The organism is Bacteroides sp. A1C1, from assembly GCF_004328515.1.
Lineage (GTDB): Bacteria > Bacteroidota > Bacteroidia > Bacteroidales > Bacteroidaceae > Bacteroides > Bacteroides uniformis.
The window spans coordinates 2,474,028-2,499,303 of the sequence record NZ_CP036491.1 but is presented as its reverse complement, the minus strand read 5'-3'; the positions used below and the strand labels follow the sequence as shown (position 1 = coordinate 2,499,303).

Here is a 25,276-nt window from a genome sequence, read left to right as displayed (position 1 = left end):
GTCACTGCAAAGGTGTTGCAGCAGCACTGCAAAAGGAGTGCAGTGACAGTGCAAAAGGTATGCAGTGGTTTTGCAGTATCACTGTCTGCAAAACAAGGAACTACTTACCGTGATACACCCATACTAATCTCTAATCATTTATTTTCGTTTGATATTTCCGAAGCTCCGCTCTCAATGCTTGTGCCTTTCCATCAGTCATCCGATCGAGCAAATCCCAGAAACGCTCCCCGTGATTCATCTCGCGGGTATGTGCCAGTTCGTGCAGTAGCACGTAGTCTATCAGATGCTTGGGAAGAAGTACCAGATAATAGGAAAGGTTGATATTGCCTTGTGCCGAACAGCTTCCCCAACGCCCACTGCTGGAATTTATCTTCACACTCTTGTAAGAAAGGTTGTGCTGCATGGAAAGCATATACAAACGGTGCGGAAGAACAATTTTCGCATTTCGCCGTAAAGCTTCCTCAATTACCTTGCGTAGCCAAGCCTGCAACTTCTCATCCGAGAAATCGGCATCAGGAGGACAGATTATCTGCATTTCCCCCAATTCCGAACGGGACAAGAACCGTTCCCGTTGTCCGCTGACCAATGTCAGTTTAAAGAACTCCGTATCAATGCGGTAATCCAAATCAATCAGCTTTCTGACCTGCTTCTGTCTGGCAGCCTTCAGACGCGGACGAAGCTGCTCGATGGCATTCTCTATCTCGGCAAGAGAAGTCCGGGGAGGCACAGTCACGTAAATTCCATCTTCCTTTGTACGGAAAGTAAGACGCCGTGCCCGGGCATTGACCCGGACAAACAAAGGGCCAAGCTCTTTATCTTCTATAATGCGGTTTACTGTCATAAATCAAAGCCTCTCCCATAGGAAAGGGGTGGGAAGAGGCTTTGCAAATGAACAAAGAATCATCCAAAAACGCAAGCAAATACCTGACAAAAGCGGACGGAGTGTCCGATAATGAACACTGCACAAAAACGGCTATCCTTTAACAATCACCATTTTACACTTATGGCACAATAATTGATTAAAGTATGCTGAACTGGTTTCTTTTGAAAAAAGCATTTCTACATGCAACTTTTTCAAGGCAGTTCACGTCTAACTAATAAACACTAAATCACAAAAAACAAAAGAATATGAAAGCTCTAACAACATTTATCGCAATCGCCTTATTGGCATTCAGTACAACCGCTTGTTCACAACAACACACATACCGTTCCGGAGGCTTCGGCAGCAAAACAGTCAAGGCAAGCAAGAACTATGTAACCAAAGACATAAAAGTGGACAATTTCACCAAGCTGAGTGTAGCCGGCAGCCCCGACGTGACCTACACACAGAAGTCCGGCAAACCGACAGTGGAAGTATACACCTCGGACAACATTGTAGACTTACTGGATATCCGTGTCAAGGACAATACCCTCTACATCGGCTTCAAGAAGAATGTCAGCGTATCCTATAATAAACTGGAAGTACGTGTGTCCGCAGAAAAGTTGAACGGCATTGCCGTTGCAGGTTCGGGAGACGTGGAACTGAAAAACGGACTGAAGACAGACAACCTCAAAATCTCTGTGGCAGGTTCGGGTGACATCAATGGGAACAACATCTCCTGCACAGACCTCGATATTTCCATCGCAGGCTCGGGAGACATCAACAGCAGCGACATCACTTGCAATGACCTCCAAGTATCCGTTGCAGGTTCAGGTGACATGAAGCTGAACAACGTAACGGCCAACTTCACCAAAGCATCCGTTGCCGGTTCGGGTACCGCTATCCTGAGCGGCAGCACCCAAGAAGCTGAATACAGCGTGGCAGGTTCAGGTGATTTGTTTGCTTCCGATTTCGTTGCCAAGAAAGCATCCGCCAGTGTTGCCGGTTCAGGCGACATCAAGTGCCATGCCACAGATTTCCTAAAAGTACGCACTAGCGGAAGCGGCAGTGTGGGCTACAAGGGTAATCCGGAACTGGACTATCCGAAAAAAGGACTGTATAAGCTTTAACATTGGAAAATATAGACTTTAAGATTAATGAACCTAAACTAAATTCTCTCTCAAATAATTACCTATAAAGATGACGAAGGACTCCCGCGAGGAAGTTCTTCGTTCTTTGTGCATCCACCCATGCTGGGCGTACAAACAATAAAGGGACGCTGCATCACGCAGCGTCCCTTCTATTTTAGTTAGTTTTTATAAGATTTTGAGAGAATTGAAACTTCACAGCCTCAAGTTGTTTTAATAAAGCACACTAACTATTATGTTTAAAGCAAATGAAAATGTTATTTTAAAAGCAAATGAAAATATCTATTCACTGATTTCCAGACCCTTGTCCACCCGACGCAGGCTATCCATTACCTGCTTTTCATGAGACACGGGCACATCTCCCGAAAGAGCTACCGACGGTGCGGAAATCTGTTTACCGATAGTATCGGCTGCGGCCACCTCCTCTACATCCGAGAAAAATGAATGTTGCATCACATTCCCCATAGAAAGGACCACTGCCACTACTGCAGCGGCTTTGAACAACGGCATGAAACGTGCGGTCAATGTCATGCGCTTTGCCTTGACCACCGGAACTTCTACTTCGGCAAGCACCCGGGCATCAAAATCCTCACCCAAATGCACTTCCTGCTGAAGCTGCTGATATACGAACAAGTCCTTGTAGCGAAGCAAGTGTCCGGGAACATCGTTACCGCTAAAGAAAGCACGCAGGCATGCTTCCTCTTCCAAAGAAGTTTCGCACTGCCAGTAGCGTTCCAAGAGTTGTTCTATATATTTAGAGTCCATAACCTTCTATATCAATAAACGTTTGTTTTACTTTTTGCCGCGCCCTGAAGAGGTTCACTTTTACCTGCTCCTCGGTCAAGTTCAGGACCGCTGCTATTTCTTTATAGCTCTTACCTTCCACATCCCTAAGCTGCATAATCAACCGCTGTTTTTCGGGAAGCTTGCTCATCAACCGATGTATCAACGCCATCCGTTCCTTGTTCACCAGCTTTTCGTAAGGGCTCGATGCATCGGAGACTTGCTCCATTTCGGGGAGTAGCTCCACGGTACGGGAGTCTTTTCGCTCGCTACGGTCTATCGCCAGATTTCTTGCCACAGTCAAGCAATAGGCTTCAATAGAACCAAACTGCGACCACTCGTCACGCTTGTTCCAAACCCTTATCAGCGTTTCCTGCACAACGTCCTCTGCCTCTGCCCTATCAAACGTAATTCTTAAGGCTAACCGAAAAAGCTTATCCTTCAGCGGGAGAATGTCATTGCGAAAGCTGAGTTCTTGCATCTCTAATAAATTGACGGTTAAGTATTCAGAAAGTTACAGTCTATTGCCGTTTTTTTTGAATTATTTTCGGATACGGGTTCCACTGTTCCCGTTGATGGCTGATGCTAAAGTGATTACGACTTCGGACACACCCGCATTCAACGCCTCGAAAGAGTTCTCCAATTTTGGAATCATGCCACCTTGAATCACTCCATCGGCTACATATTGCTTGAATTCCTCCGGTGTTATCTGTGGAATCACGCTATCATCGTCGTTCTCGTCACGCAGCACCCCTTTCTTCTCAAAGCAGAACACCAAAGTAACATCGAACAAGCCCGCCAAAGCCTTGGCAGTCTCTCCGGCAATGGTGTCGGCATTCGTATTCAGCATGTGCCCCTCTCCATCGTGCGTCAGCGGAGCCATCACGGGAACCACACCCTTATGAATGAGGTCTGCCAAAAAAGCAGCATTCACCTGCTTCACATCGCCCACAAACCCATAGTCCACCTCCTTCACGGGACGCTTAACCGAACGGATTACATCCATATCGGCTCCCGTCAAGCCCAGTGCATTGACACCGCGCGCCTGCAAGCCAGCGACGATATTCTTATTCACCAGCCCGCCATACACCATTGTTACCACTTTCAGCGTTTCGGCATCAGTGATACGACGGCCATTCACCATTTTGCTTTCAATCCCCAGTTGGGCGGCGAGCTTCGTAGCTGAGCGTCCGCCTCCATGTACCAAGACCTTGTAGCCTTCGATGGCTGCAAAGTCATCCAATAACTTATAGAGGGTGGCTTCCTCTTCTACAATCTTGCCACCCACCTTTATTACAGTCAGTTTCTCCATTTTATTCCAAATAAGTATATCCGTACAGTCCGGAACGGTAATTAGACAAGAATTCCTTTCCTTCTTCCACAGAGATACGCCCTTCCTTGACGGATTGCGTCACCCAAGTTTCCAGCGTACGTACCAGTTTCTTAGGATTATATTGCACGTAGTCCAGCACCTCTGCCACCGTCTCTCCATCAATCAGTTGGTCAATGGTGTAGCCTTTGGAATTGACAGACACATGCACAGCATTCGTATCACCGAACAGATTGTGCATATCTCCCAGAATCTCCTGATAGGCCCCTACGAGGAAAACCGCCAGATAATAGTGCTCCTTGTCGCGCAACGAGTGCAGCGGCAGGGTCGTCGTATCGGCACGCGAGCTGACGAAATTAGCTATTTTACCGTCAGAGTCGCAAGTCATATCCTGCAAAGTAGCCTCGCGGTCGGGTCTTTCATCCAGCCGCTGTATGGGCATGATGGGGAACATCTGGTCGATGGCCCAGGAATCGGGCAATGACTGGAACAGCGAAAAATTACAGAAATACTTGTCGGCAAGCAGCTTGCTCAACTTGCGGAATTCCTCGGGGCAATGCTTCATGCCGCTGGCAATGGAGTTAATTTCGCGGCAGATACTCCAATAGAGTTTCTCTATCTGCGCGCGCGTATTCAAGTCGACGATGCCATGACTGAAAAGGTCGAGTGCCTCTTCGCGTATCTGCTGTGCATCGTGCCAGGGTTCCAGCATGCTGCGCTGACTCAGGTTGTCCCAGATGTCATACAGTTCCTTCACCAGTTCGTGGGCATCCTCTCCCGGTTCCCAGTCGTCATCCATTTCGGGCAGGGAAGCCGTTTCCAGTACTTCAAAGATAAGCACGGAGTGATGGGCAGTCAAGCTACGTCCCGTTTCGGTAATGATATTGGGATGAGGAAAGCCGTGTTTGTTGGCAGCATCAACAAATGTCGACACCACATCGTTGACATATTCCTGGATGGAATAGTTGACGGAGCTTTCGCTGCTTGAAGAACGTGTACCGTCATAATCAACTCCCATACCGCCACCGGTATCCACGAATTCGATGTTGAATCCCATCTTGTTCAGCTGCACAAAGAATTGCGAAGCTTCACGCAAGGCATTCTTGATGCGGCGTATCTTGGTTATCTGACTGCCGATATGGAAATGTATCAGCTTCAGACAGTCCTTCATGTCCTTTTTCTCCAGGAAGTCCAGCGCTTCAAGCAGTTCACTGGATGTCAGTCCGAACTTGCTGGCATCTCCCCCACTTTCTTCCCATTTGCCACTTCCACTGGAAGCCAATTTTATGCGAATTCCAATGTTGGGTTTCACTTTCAATTGCTTCGCCATCTTGGCAATAAGATTCAACTCATTAAGTTTCTCTACAACAAGAAAAATGCGTTTGCCCATTTTCTGCGCCAACAGTGCCAATTCAATGAAGCTCTCGTCCTTATATCCGTTACAGACCACGAGGGAGTCCGGGTCTGTATTGACCCCTATCACAGCATGCAACTCCGGCTTTGAACCCGCTTCCAGACCTAGATTGAACTTCTTCCCATGGTTAATCATCTCTTCCACCACAGGACGCATCTGATTCACTTTGATGGGATAGATAATAAAGTTCTCTCCTTTATACCCATACTCATCGGCGGCCTGTCTGAAGCAGCAGGACACCTTCTCGATTCGGTTGTCCAGAATATCGGGAAAACGCACCAATACCGGAGCCGCTACATCGCGCAACTGCAACTCGTCCACCAACTCTTTTAAATCGACGGCAACCCCATCCTTACGCGGTGTCACCACAACATGACCTTTGTCATTGATACTAAAGTACGAAGTGCCCCAACCAGTTATGTTGTACAGCTCTTCTGAATCTTCAATACGCCATTTTCTCATCAGTACATTTACTATTAGACTATTTACAATTTACTATTTTCCCACTATAGTGTGTTTTATAAAAGGGGCGACAAAAATACACATAAATCTAATACATCCAGCTCATCGGACTGAAAAATACACATTTACAAGGGATTAAAGTCCTAAAAGTTGGCGTAACCGTTGCACGGATTCGCTAATCTGGCTGCGACTCTCCAGATAACCGGCATCAAAGCGATAACGGGCCTGCGAGTAGAAAGGCGCACGCTTATCCAGCGCCTCCACAATGAAGGTGCGCAAATCTTCGTCCGTCTTGCCTTGCAGGATGGGGCGCTGCTGCTTCGCCACCCGGAGCCGGCGGAACAGAATATCGGGGTGTACATCCAGGAACACCGTCTGCCCGCAACCGTTCATATACTCCATATTGTCAAAAAAACAAGGAGTACCGCCACCGGTAGAAACCACGACATCCTCAAATTCCCCTACTTCATGCAGCATGTTTCGCTCCAATTCACGAAAAGAGGCTTCTCCCCGCTCGGTGAACAATTCACGGATTGATTTGTGAAAACGTTCTTCGATGTACCAGTCCAAATCAATGAACGGCACATTCATTTCGCGGGCAAAAGCCTTTCCTAAAGTAGTTTTACCGGCTCCCATGTAGCCGGTCAAGAAAATACGCATCATATCTGCTACGAGTTACAGGTTTCCTGCAAAGGTAGCAATTCCAAGCTGAAAACGCCTCTGTATCAGAGAAAAATTTTGATACGCTTGCTTAAATCTTCGAATTCCTTTTCTCCTGGTTCACCGGTGGGTGTACCGAAGGGCATCTGTGCAATCATCATCCAGTCGCCGGGCAGGTTCCAGGTGCGGCGTACCTCGTCGTCAATCAAGGGGTTATAGTGTTGCAGGGAGGCGCCCAACCCCATATCTTCCAGCATAGTCCAGATGGCAAACTGGTGCATAGCGGAGGTGTGCTGTGACCAAGTGGGGAAATTATCCTTATAGGAAGGGAATGCTTCCTGCAGCTTCTTGACTACAGAAGTGTCTTCAAAATAGAGCACAGTACCGTGTCCGCTGGCAAAGCAGCCGTCAATCTTGGCTTCCGTCTTGGCAAAAGCCTCGGCAGAGATGCGTGCTTTCAGGGTTTCCTTCACGATGTTCCACAATTTTTTATGTTCGTCGCCCAGCAACAATACAATTCTTGTAGACTGTGAATTGAAAGCTGACGGCACATTCTTTACGGCTTCACGAATAATGTGTACTATTTCTTCATCCAGTACTGGCGAATCGCTGCCGATAGAGTAATAACTACGGCGATGCGCCATGGCTTCTGCAAATGTTCTCTTCATTTTTTGTCCTTTCTTTTTTTATTGAGTCTTCTCTTCTTTATTTTATATCCGCCATACAAAGAAACAAATGAAAGAGTTAAGTTGTTCGGATTTTCTTTTTTACCTTTGTCCGCAGTTATGAAGAAAGAAAAATATTACGTCGTATGGGCGGGAGTCAGCCCGGGTATCTACACTTCCTGGACAGACTGCCAACTGCAGACCAAAGGCTACGAAGGAGCAAAATACAAGTCATTCGAATCACGCGAGGAAGCGGAAAAAGCCTTTGCCTCTTCGCCGTACGCGTACATCAAGCGGTCAGCCCCTTCTCCTGCCAAGACTATTCCCGGCGCCGACGCTCCCCTTCCCACCGCCGTCGCGGAAAACAGCCTTGCCGTAGACGCGGCTTGCAGCGGAAACCCCGGTGCCATGGAGTACCGGGGAGTACACGTCGCCAGCCGTCAGGAAATCTTCCACTTCGGGCCGATGTATGGAACCAACAATATCGGCGAATTCCTCGCCATTGTCCACGGACTTGCCTTGTTGAAACAGAAAGGTTTCGACATGCCCATCTACAGTGACAGCGTGAACGCCATCAACTGGATAAAACAGAAAAAATGCAAGACCAAACTGCCGCGCGACGCCAAGACCGAAGAGCTTTTCTGCCTGATAGAACGTGCGGAGAAGTGGTTGCGCGAAAACACCTACACCACCCGCATCCTAAAATGGGAGACAAAGCAATGGGGGGAAATTCCGGCCGACTTCGGAAGGAAGTAAAAAAACGCGGGCACCCCGGATTCTTCATCCGGTTGTGCCCGCGTCAAGAAAATGATGCGGCCGAGCTTATGAATGAATAGCCGCCATCATGTTTTATTTGCTATACGATGCCTTCACGAAAGGAGCATCAAGCAAGTAGTCAAGACTCTGCTTCACACTCTCTTCTACGGGGCAGCTGTATTTCTCAATCTCAGCTACGATGTGGCGCACGCCAGCAGTATCCGTATTCTTGAAGATAGCATCATAACCTACCATACCACTCTGCCCAATCTCGCGGTGATCCTTGATATGGAGCATGGTGAAGCGTCCGGGATACTTGTTAAAGTAATCCACCGGGCTGTTCTGGCCACGTACTACCCAGTAAACGTCCATCTGGAAGAATACATATTCGGGATTGGTGTGTTGCAGCATGTAGTCCAGCATCAGCTCCTTGTCTTCCACTTTCTGGAATTCATGGGCATGATTGTGGTAACCGTATTTCAGACCGGCAGCCTGGCAACGCTTGCCCACCTCATTGTAATAGTCGCAGTAGGTCTGCAAGTCTTTCAATGTCTTGGGAACGGAGAGATACGGAGTCACGATATACTCCATACCGGCCTCCTTATGGGCAGCAATGCACTGATCCCACCATTTCAAGGCTTCCGTAAAGTCGCCCGAAGCCAGTTCCTCGTCCGACAACCCGTGGGTAGTGTGCGAAGAAAGCACGGTCATACCGCTCTTTTCCACCATCTGCTTGAACTCCTGGGGAGTCTTGCCGTAGAACTTACCGTCATTGTAGTTGGCGGCCTCCACACTGGTATATCCCATATCAGCCAAGTCCTTCAAAATCTGGTCAAGGTTACTACCGTCTTTCACCAAGTCTCTCACAGAGTAGAGCTGTATGGCAACTTCCTTTTTCGTCGTTTCCGGCGTCGTTTCCCTACTCTGGCTGCTACAGCTTGTGGCCATCATGGATAAACACAGTGCTGACAAAATCATCATATGTTTGATTCTCATAGTACTATCTTTTTAGAAGGAATCAGTCGAGAACCTTTACACGGATGTTGCGGTACCAAACATCATCACCATGATCCTGTACACCGATAAAGCCTTCATGGTTTTCGCCACCACAGTTGTTCAACAGTTCAAAAGCCAAAGGCCATTTTTCTTCGCTGAACTTGCTGGCTTGGAGCATATCAGTCCACTGCTTGGTCCACAAGTGATACTCCAGTACATTTTCATCGTTCTGTCCGTGAACTACAGTGCCTTTGTATACCATAATCTTGGCCTTATTCCATTCACCGAAAGGTTTGGCGTTCTGCGGAACAGCAGGAATCATATCATACAAGGAAGCAGCCTGACGGTTGTTGTCCTTGCCCAGCTTGGCATCCGGATGATTGGCGTTGTCCAACACCTGGAATTCAGGAGCAGAGATATAGATGGGTTCCAGCACTTCGTTGCCGTCCTTATCCTTTGAAGTAACTTCCTGAGCCAGATAGAAGATACCGGAGTTACCACCTTTCGAAATTTTCCATTCCAGTTCCAACTCAAAATTCTTGAACTTATGGGCGAAAATCAAGTCACCACCTTCACCGGTCTGTCCTTCACCGGTACCGGTTCCACAGAATTTGAGGCAACCATCCTCAATAATCCACCTGGAAGGCACTTTATCCTTACCGTATCCACGCCATCCGTCCAGGCTCTTTCCATCAAAAATAGTAATATAACCGTCCGCATCAATCGGCAGATTCAGACTGTCCGTTTCAGGCGCTTTCAAAGACTTGGAGTAAGACACCGCAGTAGTAGTAGGAGCTGCGGCTTCTTCCGTAGCGTTCGATTTCTTTGCACCGCCACCGCAAGAGGCGAGCATACCTCCGATAAGGCAACAAGCCAAAGGATAATATATTTTCTTCATAATCTGAAAAATTAAATGATTAGTATTCGTTTATGAGCATCAGAAAACAAGTTCTGATGCCCCTTTTAATGTTTATCTGGGCATATCGGGCAACTTCCAGCCTTCGCGGTAGTTATGCTTGATGAGCTCTTCTGCAAAAGCTTTGGCATTTACCGGATCTGTCCATGTCTTGTCGAAGCTTGGATGGCCGTTGTGTATCTTGAAGCCGTCCTTGATGACTGTACGCAATGTCTCGTCGTCGCCAATATTGGTAAAGCGCATGTTGGCTCCGTCCCATTCCAGTGTCTTGTTCAGGCCCTGCAGACGGATAGCCAATACACCCATTGCCACCATTTCGTTCATCGGTCCTGCTTCGGAGAAGTCAGACTTAGGCATTACGCGGCTGGAAGGACTTTCCTTACAAGCACGTACCCAGTCCATCTCATGACCGCCATTCATAGCCTTCGGCACACGGCGGCAAACCTTCGGTGCATTGGGCACACGACCAGAAAGTAACCACGGGTTCTGTCCGTAGCAACCGCAAATCAGCGTATCCTTCGTTCCGTGGAAGATAGTCAGACCGCCACCGCTCTGCATCAGTTGCTTTCCTTCGGGGAAGCCTTTCGGACGGTCGGGCATCATGCCGCCATCATACCAGTGAACTTCCACTTCGGGCATAGCCACCTTCGGCATATTTTCACGTGCGGGGAAAGTCAGCTTCACGTGCTGTGCTTGCGGAGCGCAGGCATTGAGCAACAATGTAGACGAACCTTCTACCTTGGTAGGATACAACAACTTCAAAGCTCTGAACGGCTGGTGCAGGATGTGACAAGCCATATCGCCCAAAGCACCCGTACCATAATCCCACCATCCGCGCCAGTTCCAGGGATGATAGATTTCGTTATACGGATTCATCTTGGCAGGACCGGTGAACAAATCCCAGTTCAGAGTTTTGGGAATGCGGTCTTCCTTCTCGGGAACATTCAATCCTTGCGGCCAGATGGGACGGTCGGTAGCACATTCCACCTTTGTCACGTCACCGATTTCGCCGTTCCATATCCACTCGCACACCAAGTCGGTACCTTCGTCCGAAGAACCCTGGTTACCCATCTGAGTAACTACTCCCGTAGAAGCGGCCAGGCGAGTAAGCAGACGGGACTCGTATACGGAGTGCGTCAACGGTTTCTGGCAATATACATGTTTGCCCATCGTCATGGCATCAGCAGTGATGATGGCATGTGTATGGTCGGCCGTAGCGATGATAACGGCATCGATGTCCTTGCCCATCTCATCGTACATCTTACGATAATCCCAATACTTTTTCGCATTGGGAAGCTCATCGAACACACCTTTCGCGTAGCGCCAATCTACGTCACACAGCGCCACGATATTTTCCGTAGCCTTCACATGATTAATGTTAGTGTGTCCCATACCACCGATACCTACGGCAGCAATGTTCAAACGGTCACTGGGAGGTACGTGTCCGTGACTCTTACCCAAAATGCTGCTTGGAGCAATGGTAAGACCCGCCAAAGCTAAACCTCCGGTCTTAAGAAACTCTCTTCTTGTAAATTTCGACATGGTTCTTTAGATTTTAAAATCGGTTAATATAATTAAGTTTTAAAACACTTCTTATTACAATAGGCATCAGACTACCGTCTTCTTCGGACGGAGCAGTCCGTAACCTTCCTTCATATGCCTCCGGCGCTCCCTGATTTCCTCCAGCGTCTGCAAGTCGCCTATGCCGGGCAGGTCGTGGCGGCGCGCATCCTCCAGGAAGGTCCATCCGTATTGGGAAGCAATGGCCGAGTCTCGCATCTGCGGCAATCTCGGATCGCGTTTCCCGCTCTCGATGGAGTCGGCCATAATATTGCATAGCTTATCCAGGTTCTTCCCGCCAAACGGCTTCTCCAGGCGAAGCGTACGGTTCACGCCGTGAAGCTCCACCACGGCAGTCCGGAAATCATGCGTCATGCGCACGATACCTTTTGTACCGATAATGTCCGTATATGCATTATGAGTCTGGTTTCTGGAGAGTTGTCCGTAGACGAATCCTTGTGTAACATCGAAGGCGATGCCGTTCTCGAACGTACCGTGGCACTGTACCCACCAAGGGTCCTTGTAGTCCCACATCCGCATGCCTTGCGCATGCCAGGTCTTGTATTCACTGTCGGCATACCAGCGGGCAATGTCTATGTAGTGCATGCCGCAGTCGTGGTAGGCGGGACCCTCATATTCGTGTCCCTCGCCCGGCGCCAATCCCGGAGTCATGTGGCAGATGCGCAAGATGGCCAGTTCGCCAATTTCGCCTTCATCGATAAACTGCTTCATAGCCTGGTGATACCAGGAGTTGCGCAGATAAAGGTTGACAGCAGCAATACGGTCATACTTTTCAATCAGATCCACAATTTCCCATTCCTTGTCAATGGTATCGGCAATGGGTTTCTCCGTCAGGATGTGCTTATGGCTTCGGACAGCTTTCTCTATTTGTTCTTTTCTGGAATTTGCCAATGCAAAAAGACCAACAGCTTCTACACTCTGGTCGTCAAAGATTTCTTGTTCATCAGATATGATTCTGGATGAAGGGGAAAGGTTTCTTGCCAATTCTCGGGAGTCCGGATCGGTATCGCAGATATATGCGATGTCCCATCGACCGCTTTTTTGCATTTCCTCCCAATACATTTGCCCCATTCTACCGAACCCTATCAAACCAACTTTTATTTTCATGGTAGGCGAATATTAAATATTTACAGTTATAGTATTATCGGGGTCAATTGAATTACATGATTAAGAGTACTTGGACTGATAGTCATAGTAGCTGTCGTCGTAGACGTTGGATATAATTTTTTCATGATATTTGCAATGTTTATGTATGTGTTCTTTGCAAAAATAGGATAATTAGTGATAGAATGGAAGCAAGCAGATATTAAAAAAGCGTAAAAGGCAAAAGAACGCCCTTTATTCATCATTGCCTAACAAGCCGTGAAACACTCTGCCGGCAGCCATCAACACCCACCTACATCATAGATTCTGCGTAAGAAGTATAGAAGAGAAAGAAGAATTAATATGCTGTTTGCAGGAAATTAACTTCCTATTTACAAAGTATCAACAAGAAGGGATACACGAAATCAACACATTGCCTTACAATGAATTAACTTCCTATTTTAGTCATAACAACATAGCACAAGCGGGTGGAAGCAAAGTACGCAGAATTTTATTTCTATGAGAGAGACTGCATATCATTCAGCCTCTTATAATAGCCGTTCTTCTCAAGGAGTTCCTCGTGCTTACCACGTTCCACGATTTCACCTTCATAAAGAACACAAATCTCATCCGCATTCTTGATGGTGGAAAGGCGGTGGGCGATGGCAATCGTGGTACGGGTCTTCATTAGCCGTTCCAGAGCCTCCTGCACCAGTCGTTCGCTTTCGGTATCGAGTGCGGAAGTAGCCTCATCGAGTATCAGGATGGGCGGATTCTTCAGGATGGCACGGGCAATACTGATGCGCTGGCGCTGTCCGCCGGAAAGCTTGCCGCCACGGTCGCCGATGTTGGTTTGATAACCGAGTTCGGTCTCCATGATGAAGTCGTGGGCATTGGCAATCTTTGCCGCTTCGATCACCTGCTCCATAGTTGCATTTTCCACACCGAAGGCAATGTTGTTGAAGAAGGTGTCATTGAACAGGATGGCCTCCTGGTTCACGTTTCCTATCAACGCACGCAAGTCGTGGATGCGAAAATTCTTAATATTCACACCGTCAATTGTAACCTCACCCAACTGCACATCGTGATAGCGCGGCAGCAAATCCACCAATGTCGACTTGCCGGAACCGGACTGGCCGACAAGTGCAATGGTCTGTCCTTTGGGCACCATCAGATTGACGTGCTTCAACACTTCGCGCTTGCCGTCGTAACTGAAGGAGAGGTCCTTAAATTCAATCCGGTCATTCATCCCGTGCAGCGGCAACGGGTTTACCGGTTCCTTAATGGGATTCTCGGCTTTCAGTATTTTGTCCACACGTTCCATGGATGCCAGACCCTTTGGAATGTTGTATCCTGCCTTTGCAAAGTCTTTCAACGGATTGATGATACTGTACAGAATCACCATATAGAAAATGAACGTTGAAGCTTCCATGGAAGTACCATCGCCCAAAATAAGCAGACCACCAAACCACAGAACCAATACAATGAGCAACGTACCGAGGAATTCGCTCATAGGATGTGCCAACGACTGACGGATGGCTACCTTGTTGGTGGCATCACGCAGCTCGTTGCTACATTGTTTGAAACGGTCCACCATCTTGTCTTCGGCTATGAAAGCCTTGATGATGCGCAGTCCGCCCAACGTCTCTTCCAGTTGCGACATCGTGTCGCTCCATTTCCCCTGGGCTTCCAGCGACTTGCGTTTCAGCTTCTTGCCGACCTTTCCCATCAGCCAGCCCATACCCGGCAATACCAGGACAGTAAACAAGGTCAGCTGCCAACTGGTTACAATCAAAGTGGAAAAATAAAGCAGAATCAGGATAGGATTCTTGAGCAACATATCCAGTGAACTGGTAATGGAGTTTTCAATTTCGCCTACGTCACCGCTCATACGTGCAATGATGTCCCCTTTTCTTTCTTCAGAGAAAAAACCAAGTGGCAAGTGCATCACTTTGGAATAGACCATCACACGGATATCGCGTACTACTCCCGTACGCAAAGGAACCATTATAGCAGAAGAACCGAAGTAGCAGGAGGTCTTCAGCATGGTCATGAAAGCAAGGAAGAGCCCCATGAACAGCAGTGTCATCTGCGGCCCGTGTGTCTCAATCATCTGGGTGACGTAGTAGTAGAAGTTGTTCACCGCCACTTCCTTCAAGCTGCCGTTTCCCCACTCCATGAAGTGATATACCTCGGTATTCGCCCCAGTCTTGAAAAGGATGTTAAGGATAGGAATTAACAATGTAAATGAAAAGACGTTGAATATAGCGGACAGCACATTGAGCACGATTGCCCAACCGATATATCTCTTGTAAGGCGACACAAAGCGCCGCATCAGTTGTAGGAATTCCTTCATTGATTGTAGTTAAGTGAATTATAAGGTTGCAAAGGTACAAGAATAAAATGAAAAACATCTAAGTTCGATGCTTATCTCTAAATATAAAACGACAGCGGACTATTAACTAATCCGCTGTCTACATAAAAAATCACTGACCATCAATAGTCATATATTCCTCACAAAATATATTTATGAAAGTGACTGCATATCATTCAGTTTCTTATAATATCCATTAAGAGCTATAAGCTCATCATGCGTTCCACGTTCCACAATTTCACCTTCATAAAGTACGCATATCTCATCTGCATTTTTGATTGTAGACAAACGGTGGGCAATGGCAATGGTAGTACGTGATTTCATCAAACGTTCCAAAGCTTCTTGCACCAAACGTTCACTCTCTGTATCAAGTGCAGAAGTGGCCTCATCCAAAATCAAAATAGGAGGATTCTTCAAAATCGCACGCGCTATACTGACACGTTGTCTTTGCCCACCAGACAAACGCCCACCACGGTCACCAATCATAGTATCATATCCTTTCTCAGTTTCCATAATAAAATCATGTGCATTAGCTATCTTTGCAGCTTCAACAACCTGCTCCATCGTAGCATTCTCGACACCAAATGTAATATTATTAAAAAAAGTATCATTAAACAGAATAGCTTCCTGATTCACATTGCCTATTAATGACCTTAAACTGCTTATGGAAACATCCTTCACATTCTTACCATCTATCAATAAGGCTCCTTCTGTGACATCATGATAACGAGGAACCAAATCTACTAAAGTGGATTTTCCTGATCCTGACTGTCCTACCAGAGCAATAGTCTTACCTTTATGAACCGTCAAATTAATATGTTTCAAAACTGGTCTTCCCTCTATATAACTGAAACTTACATCACGAAATTCCAATTTATTCTCAAAGCCATTTAATGATAAGGGCTGCATAGGATCTTTTATATGGCTCTCAGCCTTTAATATCATGTCAATACGTTCCATACTGCCAAGCCCTAAAGGTATATTATAAAAAGCCTTAGAGAACTCTTTTAAGGGATTAATGATACTATAAAGAATAACTAAATAGAAAATAAAAGTGGCTGCATCCATGGGAGAATAAGTATTACTCAAAATCAATGAACCACCAAACAGCAATACGATAACGATGATACAAGTACCCAAAAATTCACTCATCGGATGAGCTGAACTCTGACGGATTACCATTTCATTCACAGCATTTCTAAATTCATTATTGGTCTTTGCAAAACGCGCAGACATTTTCTTTTCTGCAAGAAAAGCTTTAATCACACGTAATCCTCCCAAGGTTTCGTCCAATTGAGACATTATATCTCCCCATTGGGCTTGTGCCGCTGATGATTGTCTTTTCAATTTACGGCTGATTATTCCCATGAGCCATCCAGCCAATGGAAGAATTATAAGGACAAACAAAGTCATCTCCCAACTTACAGTAAACAAAGTGACAAAGCAAACCAAAAGAGCTATCGGATTACGAATTAACATGTCAATGGAACTGGTTAAAGAATTCTCAACAACAGTAACATCCGCACTCATACGAGCAATAATATCCCCTTTACGCTCCTCAGAAAAGAAACTAAGAGGCAACTCCAATACTTTATTATATACTTGAATACGGATATCACGAACAATACCTGTACGAAGAGGGACCATAATTGCAGAAGAAGCGAAGTAACCTGCAGTCTTCAATAACGTCATAAAAACCAATATACATCCCATCATAACAAGTGTAAGAAAAGCGCCATGTTCCAAAACAAAATTACTGATCCAATAATAAGCATTATTAATAAGAACATCTTTGTCAAAGTTTCCCCAGTCCATGGGCATATATTCATACACTTTAGTGTCAATCTTAAACAATATGTTTAAAATAGGAATAATAGCCATAAAAGAAAAAACGTTCAGCCATTGAGAAAGGAAATTCAGTATCAATGCCCACGTTAAATACTTGCGATACGGCATGATATATCGCTTCATCAAAGAGAAAAACTGTTTTACCATAAGTTTTGATTATAATTAAATTGCTAAATTACACGAAAATACCTAAATACTCAAAATAAAAATTTTAAAAATTCAGAATATGAGAATAAATAGCTATACGCTGTTCTAACATCTTTTTCCAATCATATAAATCTTCTAATTTACGTTTAGCTTGTAAAACAAGTCTACACTGCATGTTACTATCATTAGCCAACCTAATAATCGCATCTGCAAAATCCATAGCTGTATCCGCCTTTAAACACTCTTCATTATCATTAAAACTAATCCCCTCTACTCCTTTAGAAGTAGTAACAAAAGGAATGCCCAAAGATACAGCATCTAATATTTTCATTCTCAACCCACTACCGATGCGTATAGGAACAAGAGCAATACTACCTTTAAGAAAATCACTCAAATCCTCCACATAACCTACAAATTTTATTTCTGGACAAACAGAAGAAAGTCTTACTATATGAGAGCAATCCCACCGTCCTGCAACCCTAAAATCAAAAGAGAATCCTTGCTTATGCAAATAAGGAGCCACCTCTTTGCAAAACCAAGTAATCGCATCTAAGTTCGGATAATGATCTCCACTTCCAACAAACGTTAATCTATGAGTAATTGCCGGAGTAAATTCTTCAATAGAAGTATCTGACATCTGCACCACCGCTGGAGAAGCATAAATACGTTCTTTACGACCAAGAAAATCAATCAGCAGTTGTCTGTCTACTTCAGTCAAAGCAATTACATGCTTATATTTTAGCAAGGCAGCTCGCTCATAGTCCTTTGCCACAGAGAAAAGCATGCGATCTTCATCTGTCATCTCTTCAAACAAAGACATTTCATTAGCATTACGGACATATCTTAATTCATGATGCACAAAAATCGTTTGTACATTTTCCGGCAATAAATATCCTACAGAAATCAATTCATAAAATTCAACCTGAATAATATCATATCCTTGCTTTATAACCTGACAAATATATTGAGCATATCCAGATTCAAGGGGCTCAAAAACCGATCTTAAAAGAGCAGAATTCTCGCGAACTGGATCTAAACCTGATTCCATATCTACCCCCATATTCACAATCTGCCTTCTCATTTTGCGCTCCACAGAAGCCTTCACTCTTTTCAAAACATTGTAATATAATGGATTACGGACTTCAATATGTACAGATTTCTTTTTAGGCCATTTATATACAAAAAAATCTACATTTGCCCACAATTTTTTCAGGGCCACTATATTTTTATCATGTTCTTCGGATTTTGAGCAAAGCAAAATTGACACCGACATTCGATTACGGATATAATTAACCATATTAAAAAAGGCCTGATTACCTCCTGAATCTAAAGGATATGGAATATAGGGAATTATAAAAAGTATCTTTTTCATATTTTCTCAAAAACTCATTTTTTCAACAAATGGCGATACGCCACGTGTAAAGCGGCAACATAATCTATTTTACCAAGAGCATAACATAAACGGACAAGATCACACAAACTGAAGTTACCACGAACTGAGCAAGACAAAATCGTATGAGTATAAGCTTCTAAAGCTTTTCTCAATCTAGCATCTCTAAGATTGCAAGGATAATGTCTGTTTATCCAATTAAAAAAAAGGCCTGTTGCTCTAAGCTTTTCCTTATCAAAACCTACAGAATTACTAATATTCTCACCTTCTACATTTCGCCAACACACAGCCCTCCCAGGTAGAGAAATAATTCCTTCTGTTAAATCGGCAAAACTTGCCCAAGTAGCATCATCCGAACACCATGCAAACGGAAACTTCACAAAACCTTTTATTTGTTTCCAAACATCACGGCTAAAAACATACTCACAAGCAGCCGAACTAATCTTTCCTGATAACTTATCCAATAAAAACTCATATCCAGAAATCCGTTCCGTTTCAAAAGGAGGATTCTGATATTTCATGTTACCACAAGCATCTATTACCATTAAAGGGAAACGCATACACACCAGCTTATCTCCATATTTCTCAACAGCCTGCATTACTCTTTTAACCCCATCAAACGGCATTATATCATCATCAGAAAAAAGCCAAACCAACGGCTCATTGGATAAAGCAATACATCTATCCCACTGCCCAGGCAAATCTACGCCTCCAAGATTCGTACTAAACCGATGGTAAACAATATCTAACTTCTCATCATAATCATGGACAAGCCCTTCTATATTCTCCGGACTCGCATCATCACCCACATATACAATAAATTCTGAACTATTCTGCTTAAGTATTGAATCCAGAGTTTCTCTCAAAAAACGAGCTTTATAAGCAGGTATAATTATTGCCAGTTTTTTCTCCATCTTTAGTTATAACAATTAATCATATAAAGCAGTCAAAATGCTTCTATCATAGGCTTACTACTACAACTTCATTCCTTTGGCAAAGTATTCAAGGCTTCATTATACACACCAATATACCGTTCTGCAGTATGAGTAATATTCATTTTTTTAGTAACCTCACTAGTCCGCCTCTTCAACTGCATGTACTTTTCATTATCTGTAGCCAAAAGCAAAATAATCTGCGCCAATTCATCAACTGGTATTTCACCCTCCCTAAGTTTAAATAACATACCAGCCATATTACCAGCTTCATCAGCCAACATATTACGAACTTCTCCTATATCACTCGCCACGACTGGAGAACCACTCATCAAACTTTCTATCACAACTAAAGGGAAACTCTCACCCTTGAACCGAGAAGGTAACAATCCCACATCAGACATAGCAAAATAATTCCTGACATCACTTTTGCGTCCCAGCAAATGAATATAAGAAGGAAGGTTTTTACCTTTTAAAAAGTCATAACATTCTCCTTCCCCAATCAATATCAAATGAATCGGTCGCTCTGACTTCCTCCTTGCTATTTTTACAGCCTCTATCGCTTCTATCCAGCCTTTCTCAAAAATAGCTCTACTAACCAATGTCAAACAAAAAGCATTTTCTTCAATACCCAACTCAAGTCTTTTGTGGGGAACAATAGGTATTTGCGGAAGCCCATTTCCTATTTTCCGAAATTGCAAGTTTTGAAATAGCCCCTTAAACGGAAGCAAGTTTTTATCAGCAATATATACAAAACAAGAACAGCTTGGGATCACAAACTCCAATATTCCATCCAAGTTCTTTTTAGAAATAGCTTCATACATACCATGAAGTGTAATAATATGCTTACAAGCACCTTCCTTATTCCTTATAACGCGAGCTACAAAGTAATCCACAGTCCCTTCATGAGTATGAACGATCTCCGTTCCAAGAGCAGAAATTACACCATTAAAGAATTTAACGTCACTAAGTTCGATTAATGGTATATCTCTATCCAGTTTTTTCCTGATTCCTTCGTCATAATTTGCTCTTCTAAAATCAACAAAAGTTACTGCTATCCCCTGCTTTTTCAATTCATTTGCCAAATAAATGGGAAATACCTCTCCCCCACCTTGAATTAAAGAATAGCCGCAAATAGCAACATTCGGACGCCGACATTTTGCACACTCTTTTATCTGATTAAGATCGTATATTCTCTCAACCTCCTCTACCTTGTTTTCATGTTTTCTATCTATACAATGTCGTACTAAGTTATTCTTAACAGTATCAAAAATCGATAAATCTACTGCATAGTTCTGGGCTACAAAACAAGAAACACGAAAAGTTTCAATATAATAATCCAATGTATCTTGAACTTTCAATGAAGTACTATTCTCATGTATTCTATAATAATTGGTCACTTTATTAGTATAGCTGACAGCTCCTCCTCGAATCAACCATAGATAAAATAACCAATCACCACATAAGGACATATCTTTCCAGATAGCAGTAATCTCATCAGGTATAGTACCCACATTTCTAAAAACCGCACTACTGACATTTGGGACTACATTTTTAATCCCAAAAGCCTTATTCACAAGCATGTGAGCCGACATAACAAAAGGAGCATTCCAAGATATTGACGAATCCTTTAGATATCTCTCTATTGACCATATTTTTTTACCATCTTTCATGAATACACTCCTTGCAAAGGAAAGCATTACCGATTGGTGGCGCAACCCTAAAAGTACTTCTTTTAAAAAACCTTTATCACAATAATCATCACTTTCAGCTATCCATATATACTCTCCTTTGGCCAAACTCAATCCCTTATTCCATTGAGCAAAAACTTTTCCCGAATTCTTCTCATTGACTATTAAACGGGTTTTTTGTGGATATTTCTGAGCATATTCAGTCAATATTTCAACACTATTATCAGAAGATGCATCATCCAATAGAATTACCTCAAACTTTTTATACGTTTGGCTATAAATTGAATCCAAACGTTCTCTTAAATATAGAGCATGATTATAATTTGGAACAATAATACTAACTAAAGGTAAACTATCCTGAGCCAAAGGAATATCAAGAACATCAAAACAACGATTATTCACTTTAAACAATAGTTCTTTTTCTGAAACTTTCCTAGTAAAATGAAGGAATTTTAAATATGTAAAATTAACTTCATCATAAGAAATCACCTTTTTAAGCAAAGTTACTTTCAGTATTCTATATTTTTCAATAGTGTATATACCATTTCCACGAATCTTCTTCTCATATATAAATGACAAAAATTTACGTCTCCAAAAGGTAATCTTATTTCCATTCATAACAGTCAAATTTTATATAGTCTATTTATGTCACAATACTTAAATTATACCACAATCCGGTTCCTTAAGTTTCTTCTCAATGCACTTTCCCCAGCCTACCGAATGAAACTTTACATCCTCATGAACAAAAACAGAAAGGGATAATGTGCCCGAGAAGCTCCTCATTATACGCACGTGCTATCGGCCATTGTTTTTCACGATTATCAATAGCAATGATTTCATAATCAACACCAATAGTATCATGAATATTCCGGGTTACTTGCTCCAAACGTTCGGGAGATACCGAACAAATTATGATTGAAAGCATAATCTGATGCTATTAGTTTGTATTATTTTGCAATATCTCATCATAAACAGCCAGTCTTCTCTCCAACATTTCCTGAGGATTATAAAGTTCACGCAAACGCTTCAATGCTTGCGTCGCCAGCCTGACTTGCAATTTTTTATCCGCCTCCAAACGAATGACTGCTGCTGCAAAATCAGTTGCGCTATCAGCAATCAAACACTCTTCATTGTGACGTAGGTCAATTCCCTCAACTCCTTTTGTCGTAGTTACAAAAGAAGCCATAGAGGAAACCGCATCCAATATTTTCATCCTCATACCACTACCAATACGAATTGGCACCAGAACGATGCTTCCATTCAAGTATTCCTGCAAATCCTCCACATAACCCACTAACTCCATTTCCGGACATACTGCCTGAAGACTTTTCACGTAACGGCTCTTCCATGTCCCAATCACTTGAAAAACAAATTTAAAACCCTGAGCACGCAAACAAGGGGCTACTTCATGACAAAACCAATCTACTGCATCCTGGTTCGGGTAATGATTTTCACTTCCAACAAATGTCAGACGAACAGAGGCCGGCTTCACAATTCTGTCATAAACAGACTCTATCTGTACCACTGCCGGAGAAACATAAATATTGCATTCTTGTCCAACCAAGTCTGCCAACAATAAACGGTCAATATCCGTCAATGCAATTACATGCTTATATTGACGTAAAGCGGCTTTCTCCATATCCTTAGCAATACCATAGAGCATCTTGTCTTCATCTGTTACATGAGTAAGGCATTCCATTTCATTTTCATTACGTATATACCTCAGTTCATGATGCACAAACACTGTTTGTACATCTTTTGGCAATAGATACCCCAAGGTTATCAATGGATAGAACTCAACCTGAATAATATCAAATCCACGACGTGAGATGTCAGACACATACTCTACGTATGCCTTGGGAAAAGGTTTAAAACAAGAATTCTTCAACGTCATATTCTTATACGGATGCTCTTGCTGAAAAGAATACAGTTGCCGTTGCATCTTGCGGGAAATGGATTCAGACATCTTTTTTAACCAACGGTAATATCGGGGGCAACGAGTCTTAGGTTCTGCATCTTCTTCCCTAAAAAGATAGAAATCAACATTTGTCCATAAAGCCCTTAAACTTTCGACATCATTCATCTCCTTATTTCCCGGCGAAAGCAACAAAGACACAGACATTTTGTGCCGGATATATTCCACCATATTGAAAAAGGCCTGATTACCTCCAGCAGTCAACGGATAAGGCACACAAGGAAGTATAAAAAGAATTTTCTTCATTATCTCTTTCGATTTCTAAGTTTCAACTTACACATGCGGAATGCCACACTTAATGATACAGAAGGGCAAATATACCATAAACTACGACAAATACCCATAAGATCATGTAATTTATAACGATCTTGCAAACTGTAATGCAATATCGTATGGGCATATTTCTTTATCGCATGCTGTAGTTTTCTATCTTGAAGTCTGTCCGAGTAAAAAACTGAAACCCATTTTATAAATTGCCTTGTAGCTACTATCTTCTCTTCATCATAATTGAAGGAACAACTTATATTCTCGCCCATCACATTTCGCCAACAAACCGGCTTACCCGGCAAAGGAATCATTCCACCTGCATTTTCACCTATGCTTGTCCACGTTGCATCGTCTGAACACCACGCCAATGGAAACTTCACAAAACCGCCTATCCGTTCATATATATCACGAGTAAAAACATATTCACAAGCAGCCGAATAAATTCTTCCTTCCAATTTATCCAACAAAAACTGATAGCCCGAAACCGGATATTCCTGCAATGAAGGATTTTTATGTATTATCTTGCCATTTTCATCTATCACAGCAAGGGGAAAACGGAACATCCCATGCCTCGTACCATAGCATTCTAATGCTTTTATAATACGCTCTACCCCGTCCTGCGGCATCAAATCATCATCTGAAAAGAACCAAATAACCGGTTCTTTTGCAAGTGCTATACAACGGTCCCAATGCCCCGGCAAATCCACTCCACCCAGATTAGTATCAAAACGTCGATAGACAATATTCATTTTATCCGCATAATCAGAAACAATTTCCTTCAGATTCTGAGGACTTGCATCATCACCTATGTAAACAGTAAAACTCCGACAAGTCTGTACGACAATAGAATCCAAAGTCTGCCGGAGGAAGCGGCACTTATATGCCGGAATAACAATTGCTATCTTTTCTTCCATAGAAATCATCCCTCTACAACATTCTTTTTTATCACTTCCAGATAACGTTTTCCATAATGTAAATCCGGTTCCAGATAGTTCCCTTCAGCCCACTCATTCCATGATTTTACAAATGCAAGCCGATGGTCTAAAGGCTTATTCTCAATACGCTTTATTGCTTCTTTCATATGTCGGGCAAAATAAGAAGGTTCAGCGTGATTCAAGACCAACGATTTACCACGGGAACGTGGAGAATGATCCCAGTTAGGAATAATGGTAGGTATAATATTCTCTTCATATTCTTCATCACCCACAAAGAAAGAACTGGCCTTCTTATACTCCACAACCTTAGGAATACGAAATATTTTATGTTTCCATTTCGCATATTTATAAGTCAGAGCAGCTTTCTTCTCAAAGTCAAACAAGCGTACAACATTAATAGCATCAAACCCCATTTTCATAAGTCTCTCTTTTTCTTCTTTCAAATGATAGGTTTGTCCTATGAAATAAACCCCCTTCAAGCCATTCTGCACAGCTAAAGTACGCCAGAGTTCAATGAACTCTTTCATCTCCGGATGATCCAAAGGATGATAAACCATAAACAACGGTTTCTCATCCACTGTAATATAGCGATGGTCTTTAAAAGCAGGTAATACCTCGTGGAAATGAGCTATATAATCTTGTTCTCCCGGATAAAGCTGATTTATCAAAGTATCTTTGCTCTTTATGCCGTGATAAAAGCCCCTCCATGACTCATTAGCCCAAGCCAGACAAAAAGGAAAATCCGGTTCATCAGAAGACAATACTTCATTAAACGGACGCTCTAAGAGTCTCTTTCCATTTCCAAACCAATAATGCCAGTAACAAAAGCCTTCGATACCATATTCTTTTGCCATATCAGCTTGCGCTTTACGTGTTTCCGGCACTCGCAAATCATAATATCCCAAATCTGCCGGCACCTTAGGTTGATAATGTCCAGGAAACAATGGACGTGCCTTTCCTACATTAGTCCATTCCGTAAAACCTTTCATCCACCATCTGTCGTTTTCTGGTATTGGATGAAATTGAGGTAGATAAAAAGCTATAACCCTTGCTTTATTCATTAT

21 protein-coding genes and 1 pseudogene are annotated in these 25,276 nt (G+C 43.4%); 2 read left to right on the top strand and 20 right to left on the bottom strand.

All coding sequences use genetic code 11. The features are described 5' to 3' along the window. Window positions 1–130 precede the first annotated feature (130 nt). Entirely contained in the window at window positions 131–841 is a 711-nt protein-coding gene (locus EYA81_RS10030) for a SprT family zinc-dependent metalloprotease (RefSeq protein WP_131225698.1), read from the bottom strand. Window positions 842–1,128: 287 nt separating this feature from the next. Here EYA81_RS10030 and EYA81_RS10025 point away from each other — a divergent pair, with 287 nt between their 5' ends. Continuing rightward, window positions 1,129–1,989 carry a head GIN domain-containing protein gene (locus EYA81_RS10025; protein WP_117599795.1) on the top strand — a complete coding sequence of 287 codons (861 nt, stop codon included), beginning with the start codon at window positions 1,129–1,131 and terminating at the stop codon, window positions 1,987–1,989. 300 nt (window positions 1,990–2,289) lie between these two features. On the opposite strand, the gene EYA81_RS10020 is transcribed toward EYA81_RS10025, so the two are convergent. The 6 genes from EYA81_RS10020 to EYA81_RS09995 all read right to left on the bottom strand — a co-directional run bounded on the left by EYA81_RS10020 (window position 2,290) and on the right by EYA81_RS09995 (window position 7,324). After that, complete coding sequence (locus tag EYA81_RS10020; RefSeq protein WP_117599796.1) at window positions 2,290–2,772, bottom strand: hypothetical protein; 483 nt, start codon at window positions 2,770–2,772, stop codon at window positions 2,290–2,292. Further along, window positions 2,762–3,271, bottom strand: a complete 510-nt coding sequence (locus EYA81_RS10015) for an RNA polymerase sigma factor (protein ID WP_117599797.1) — start codon at window positions 3,269–3,271, stop codon at window positions 2,762–2,764. The genes EYA81_RS10020 and EYA81_RS10015 overlap by 11 nt, the downstream gene beginning before the upstream one ends. 60 nt (window positions 3,272–3,331) lie before the next feature. After that, on the bottom strand, window positions 3,332–4,102 hold the full coding sequence (argB, locus tag EYA81_RS10010) for an acetylglutamate kinase (protein WP_117599798.1): 771 nt from the start codon (window positions 4,100–4,102) through the stop codon (window positions 3,332–3,334). Between the two features lies 1 nt (window position 4,103). Then, window positions 4,104–5,996, bottom strand: coding sequence for a biosynthetic arginine decarboxylase (gene speA, locus EYA81_RS10005; RefSeq protein WP_117599799.1), 1,893 nt, complete (start codon window positions 5,994–5,996; stop codon window positions 4,104–4,106). A 135-nt stretch (window positions 5,997–6,131) separates the two neighbouring features. Beyond that, on the bottom strand, window positions 6,132–6,659 hold the full coding sequence (locus tag EYA81_RS10000) for a shikimate kinase (protein ID WP_117599800.1): 528 nt from the start codon (window positions 6,657–6,659) through the stop codon (window positions 6,132–6,134). Window positions 6,660–6,721: 62 nt separating this feature from the next. Next, window positions 6,722–7,324, bottom strand: a complete 603-nt coding sequence (locus tag EYA81_RS09995) for a nitroreductase family protein (protein WP_117964278.1) — start codon at window positions 7,322–7,324, stop codon at window positions 6,722–6,724. A 117-nt stretch (window positions 7,325–7,441) separates the two neighbouring features. Between EYA81_RS09995 and EYA81_RS09990 the strand changes: the two genes are divergently transcribed. Next, entirely contained in the window at window positions 7,442–8,077 is a 636-nt protein-coding gene (locus tag EYA81_RS09990; RefSeq protein ID WP_057281933.1) for a viroplasmin family protein, read from the top strand. Between the two features lie 93 nt (window positions 8,078–8,170). On the opposite strand, the gene EYA81_RS09985 is transcribed toward EYA81_RS09990, so the two are convergent. The 13 genes and pseudogenes from EYA81_RS09985 to EYA81_RS09925 all read right to left on the bottom strand — a co-directional run bounded on the left by EYA81_RS09985 (window position 8,171) and on the right by EYA81_RS09925 (window position 25,273). Beyond that, window positions 8,171–9,073 carry a sugar phosphate isomerase/epimerase gene (locus EYA81_RS09985; RefSeq protein ID WP_117599802.1) on the bottom strand — a complete coding sequence of 301 codons (903 nt, stop codon included), beginning with the start codon at window positions 9,071–9,073 and terminating at the stop codon, window positions 8,171–8,173. Between the two features lie 22 nt (window positions 9,074–9,095). After that, window positions 9,096–9,971 carry a DUF1080 domain-containing protein gene (locus tag EYA81_RS09980; RefSeq protein WP_117599803.1) on the bottom strand — a complete coding sequence of 292 codons (876 nt, stop codon included), beginning with the start codon at window positions 9,969–9,971 and terminating at the stop codon, window positions 9,096–9,098. A gap of 72 nt (window positions 9,972–10,043) precedes the next feature. Next, the gene (locus EYA81_RS09975; RefSeq protein ID WP_005825899.1) at window positions 10,044–11,531 is read right to left on the bottom strand and encodes a Gfo/Idh/MocA family protein; all 1,488 of its coding nucleotides are present in this window, start codon (window positions 11,529–11,531) and stop codon (window positions 10,044–10,046) included. Between the two features lie 66 nt (window positions 11,532–11,597). After that, window positions 11,598–12,677, bottom strand: coding sequence for a Gfo/Idh/MocA family protein (locus tag EYA81_RS09970; protein WP_131225697.1), 1,080 nt, complete (start codon window positions 12,675–12,677; stop codon window positions 11,598–11,600). Window positions 12,678–13,170: 493 nt separating this feature from the next. Beyond that, window positions 13,171–15,009, bottom strand: a complete 1,839-nt coding sequence (locus tag EYA81_RS09965; RefSeq protein WP_117964280.1) for an ABC transporter ATP-binding protein — start codon at window positions 15,007–15,009, stop codon at window positions 13,171–13,173. A 171-nt stretch (window positions 15,010–15,180) separates the two neighbouring features. After that, the gene (locus EYA81_RS09960) at window positions 15,181–17,022 is read right to left on the bottom strand and encodes an ABC transporter ATP-binding protein (protein ID WP_117599806.1); all 1,842 of its coding nucleotides are present in this window, start codon (window positions 17,020–17,022) and stop codon (window positions 15,181–15,183) included. Between the two features lie 64 nt (window positions 17,023–17,086). Continuing rightward, window positions 17,087–18,394, bottom strand: a complete 1,308-nt coding sequence (locus tag EYA81_RS09955) for a glycosyltransferase (RefSeq protein WP_117599807.1) — start codon at window positions 18,392–18,394, stop codon at window positions 17,087–17,089. 14 nt (window positions 18,395–18,408) lie between these two features. Then, complete coding sequence (locus EYA81_RS09950) at window positions 18,409–19,326, bottom strand: glycosyltransferase (protein ID WP_119961738.1); 918 nt, start codon at window positions 19,324–19,326, stop codon at window positions 18,409–18,411. Between the two features lie 68 nt (window positions 19,327–19,394). Then, entirely contained in the window at window positions 19,395–21,653 is a 2,259-nt protein-coding gene (locus EYA81_RS09945; RefSeq protein ID WP_117599808.1) for a glycosyltransferase, read from the bottom strand. Between the two features lie 42 nt (window positions 21,654–21,695). Beyond that, window positions 21,696–21,960 (bottom strand): annotated as a pseudogene (locus EYA81_RS09940) (glycosyltransferase); the annotation flags it as partial. Window positions 21,961–21,972: 12 nt separating this feature from the next. Next, window positions 21,973–23,256: a glycosyltransferase family 4 protein gene (locus EYA81_RS09935; protein WP_117599809.1), complete on the bottom strand. Its 1,284-nt coding sequence runs from the start codon at window positions 23,254–23,256 to the stop codon at window positions 21,973–21,975. Continuing rightward, window positions 23,256–24,200, bottom strand: coding sequence for a glycosyltransferase family 2 protein (locus EYA81_RS09930; RefSeq protein ID WP_117599810.1), 945 nt, complete (start codon window positions 24,198–24,200; stop codon window positions 23,256–23,258). The genes EYA81_RS09935 and EYA81_RS09930 overlap by 1 nt, the downstream gene beginning before the upstream one ends. Further along, window positions 24,197–25,273, bottom strand: coding sequence for a glycoside hydrolase family 99-like domain-containing protein (locus tag EYA81_RS09925; protein ID WP_005825939.1), 1,077 nt, complete (start codon window positions 25,271–25,273; stop codon window positions 24,197–24,199). Before EYA81_RS09925 ends, EYA81_RS09930 begins: the two co-directional genes overlap by 4 nt. Window positions 25,274–25,276: the final 3 nt, after the last annotated feature.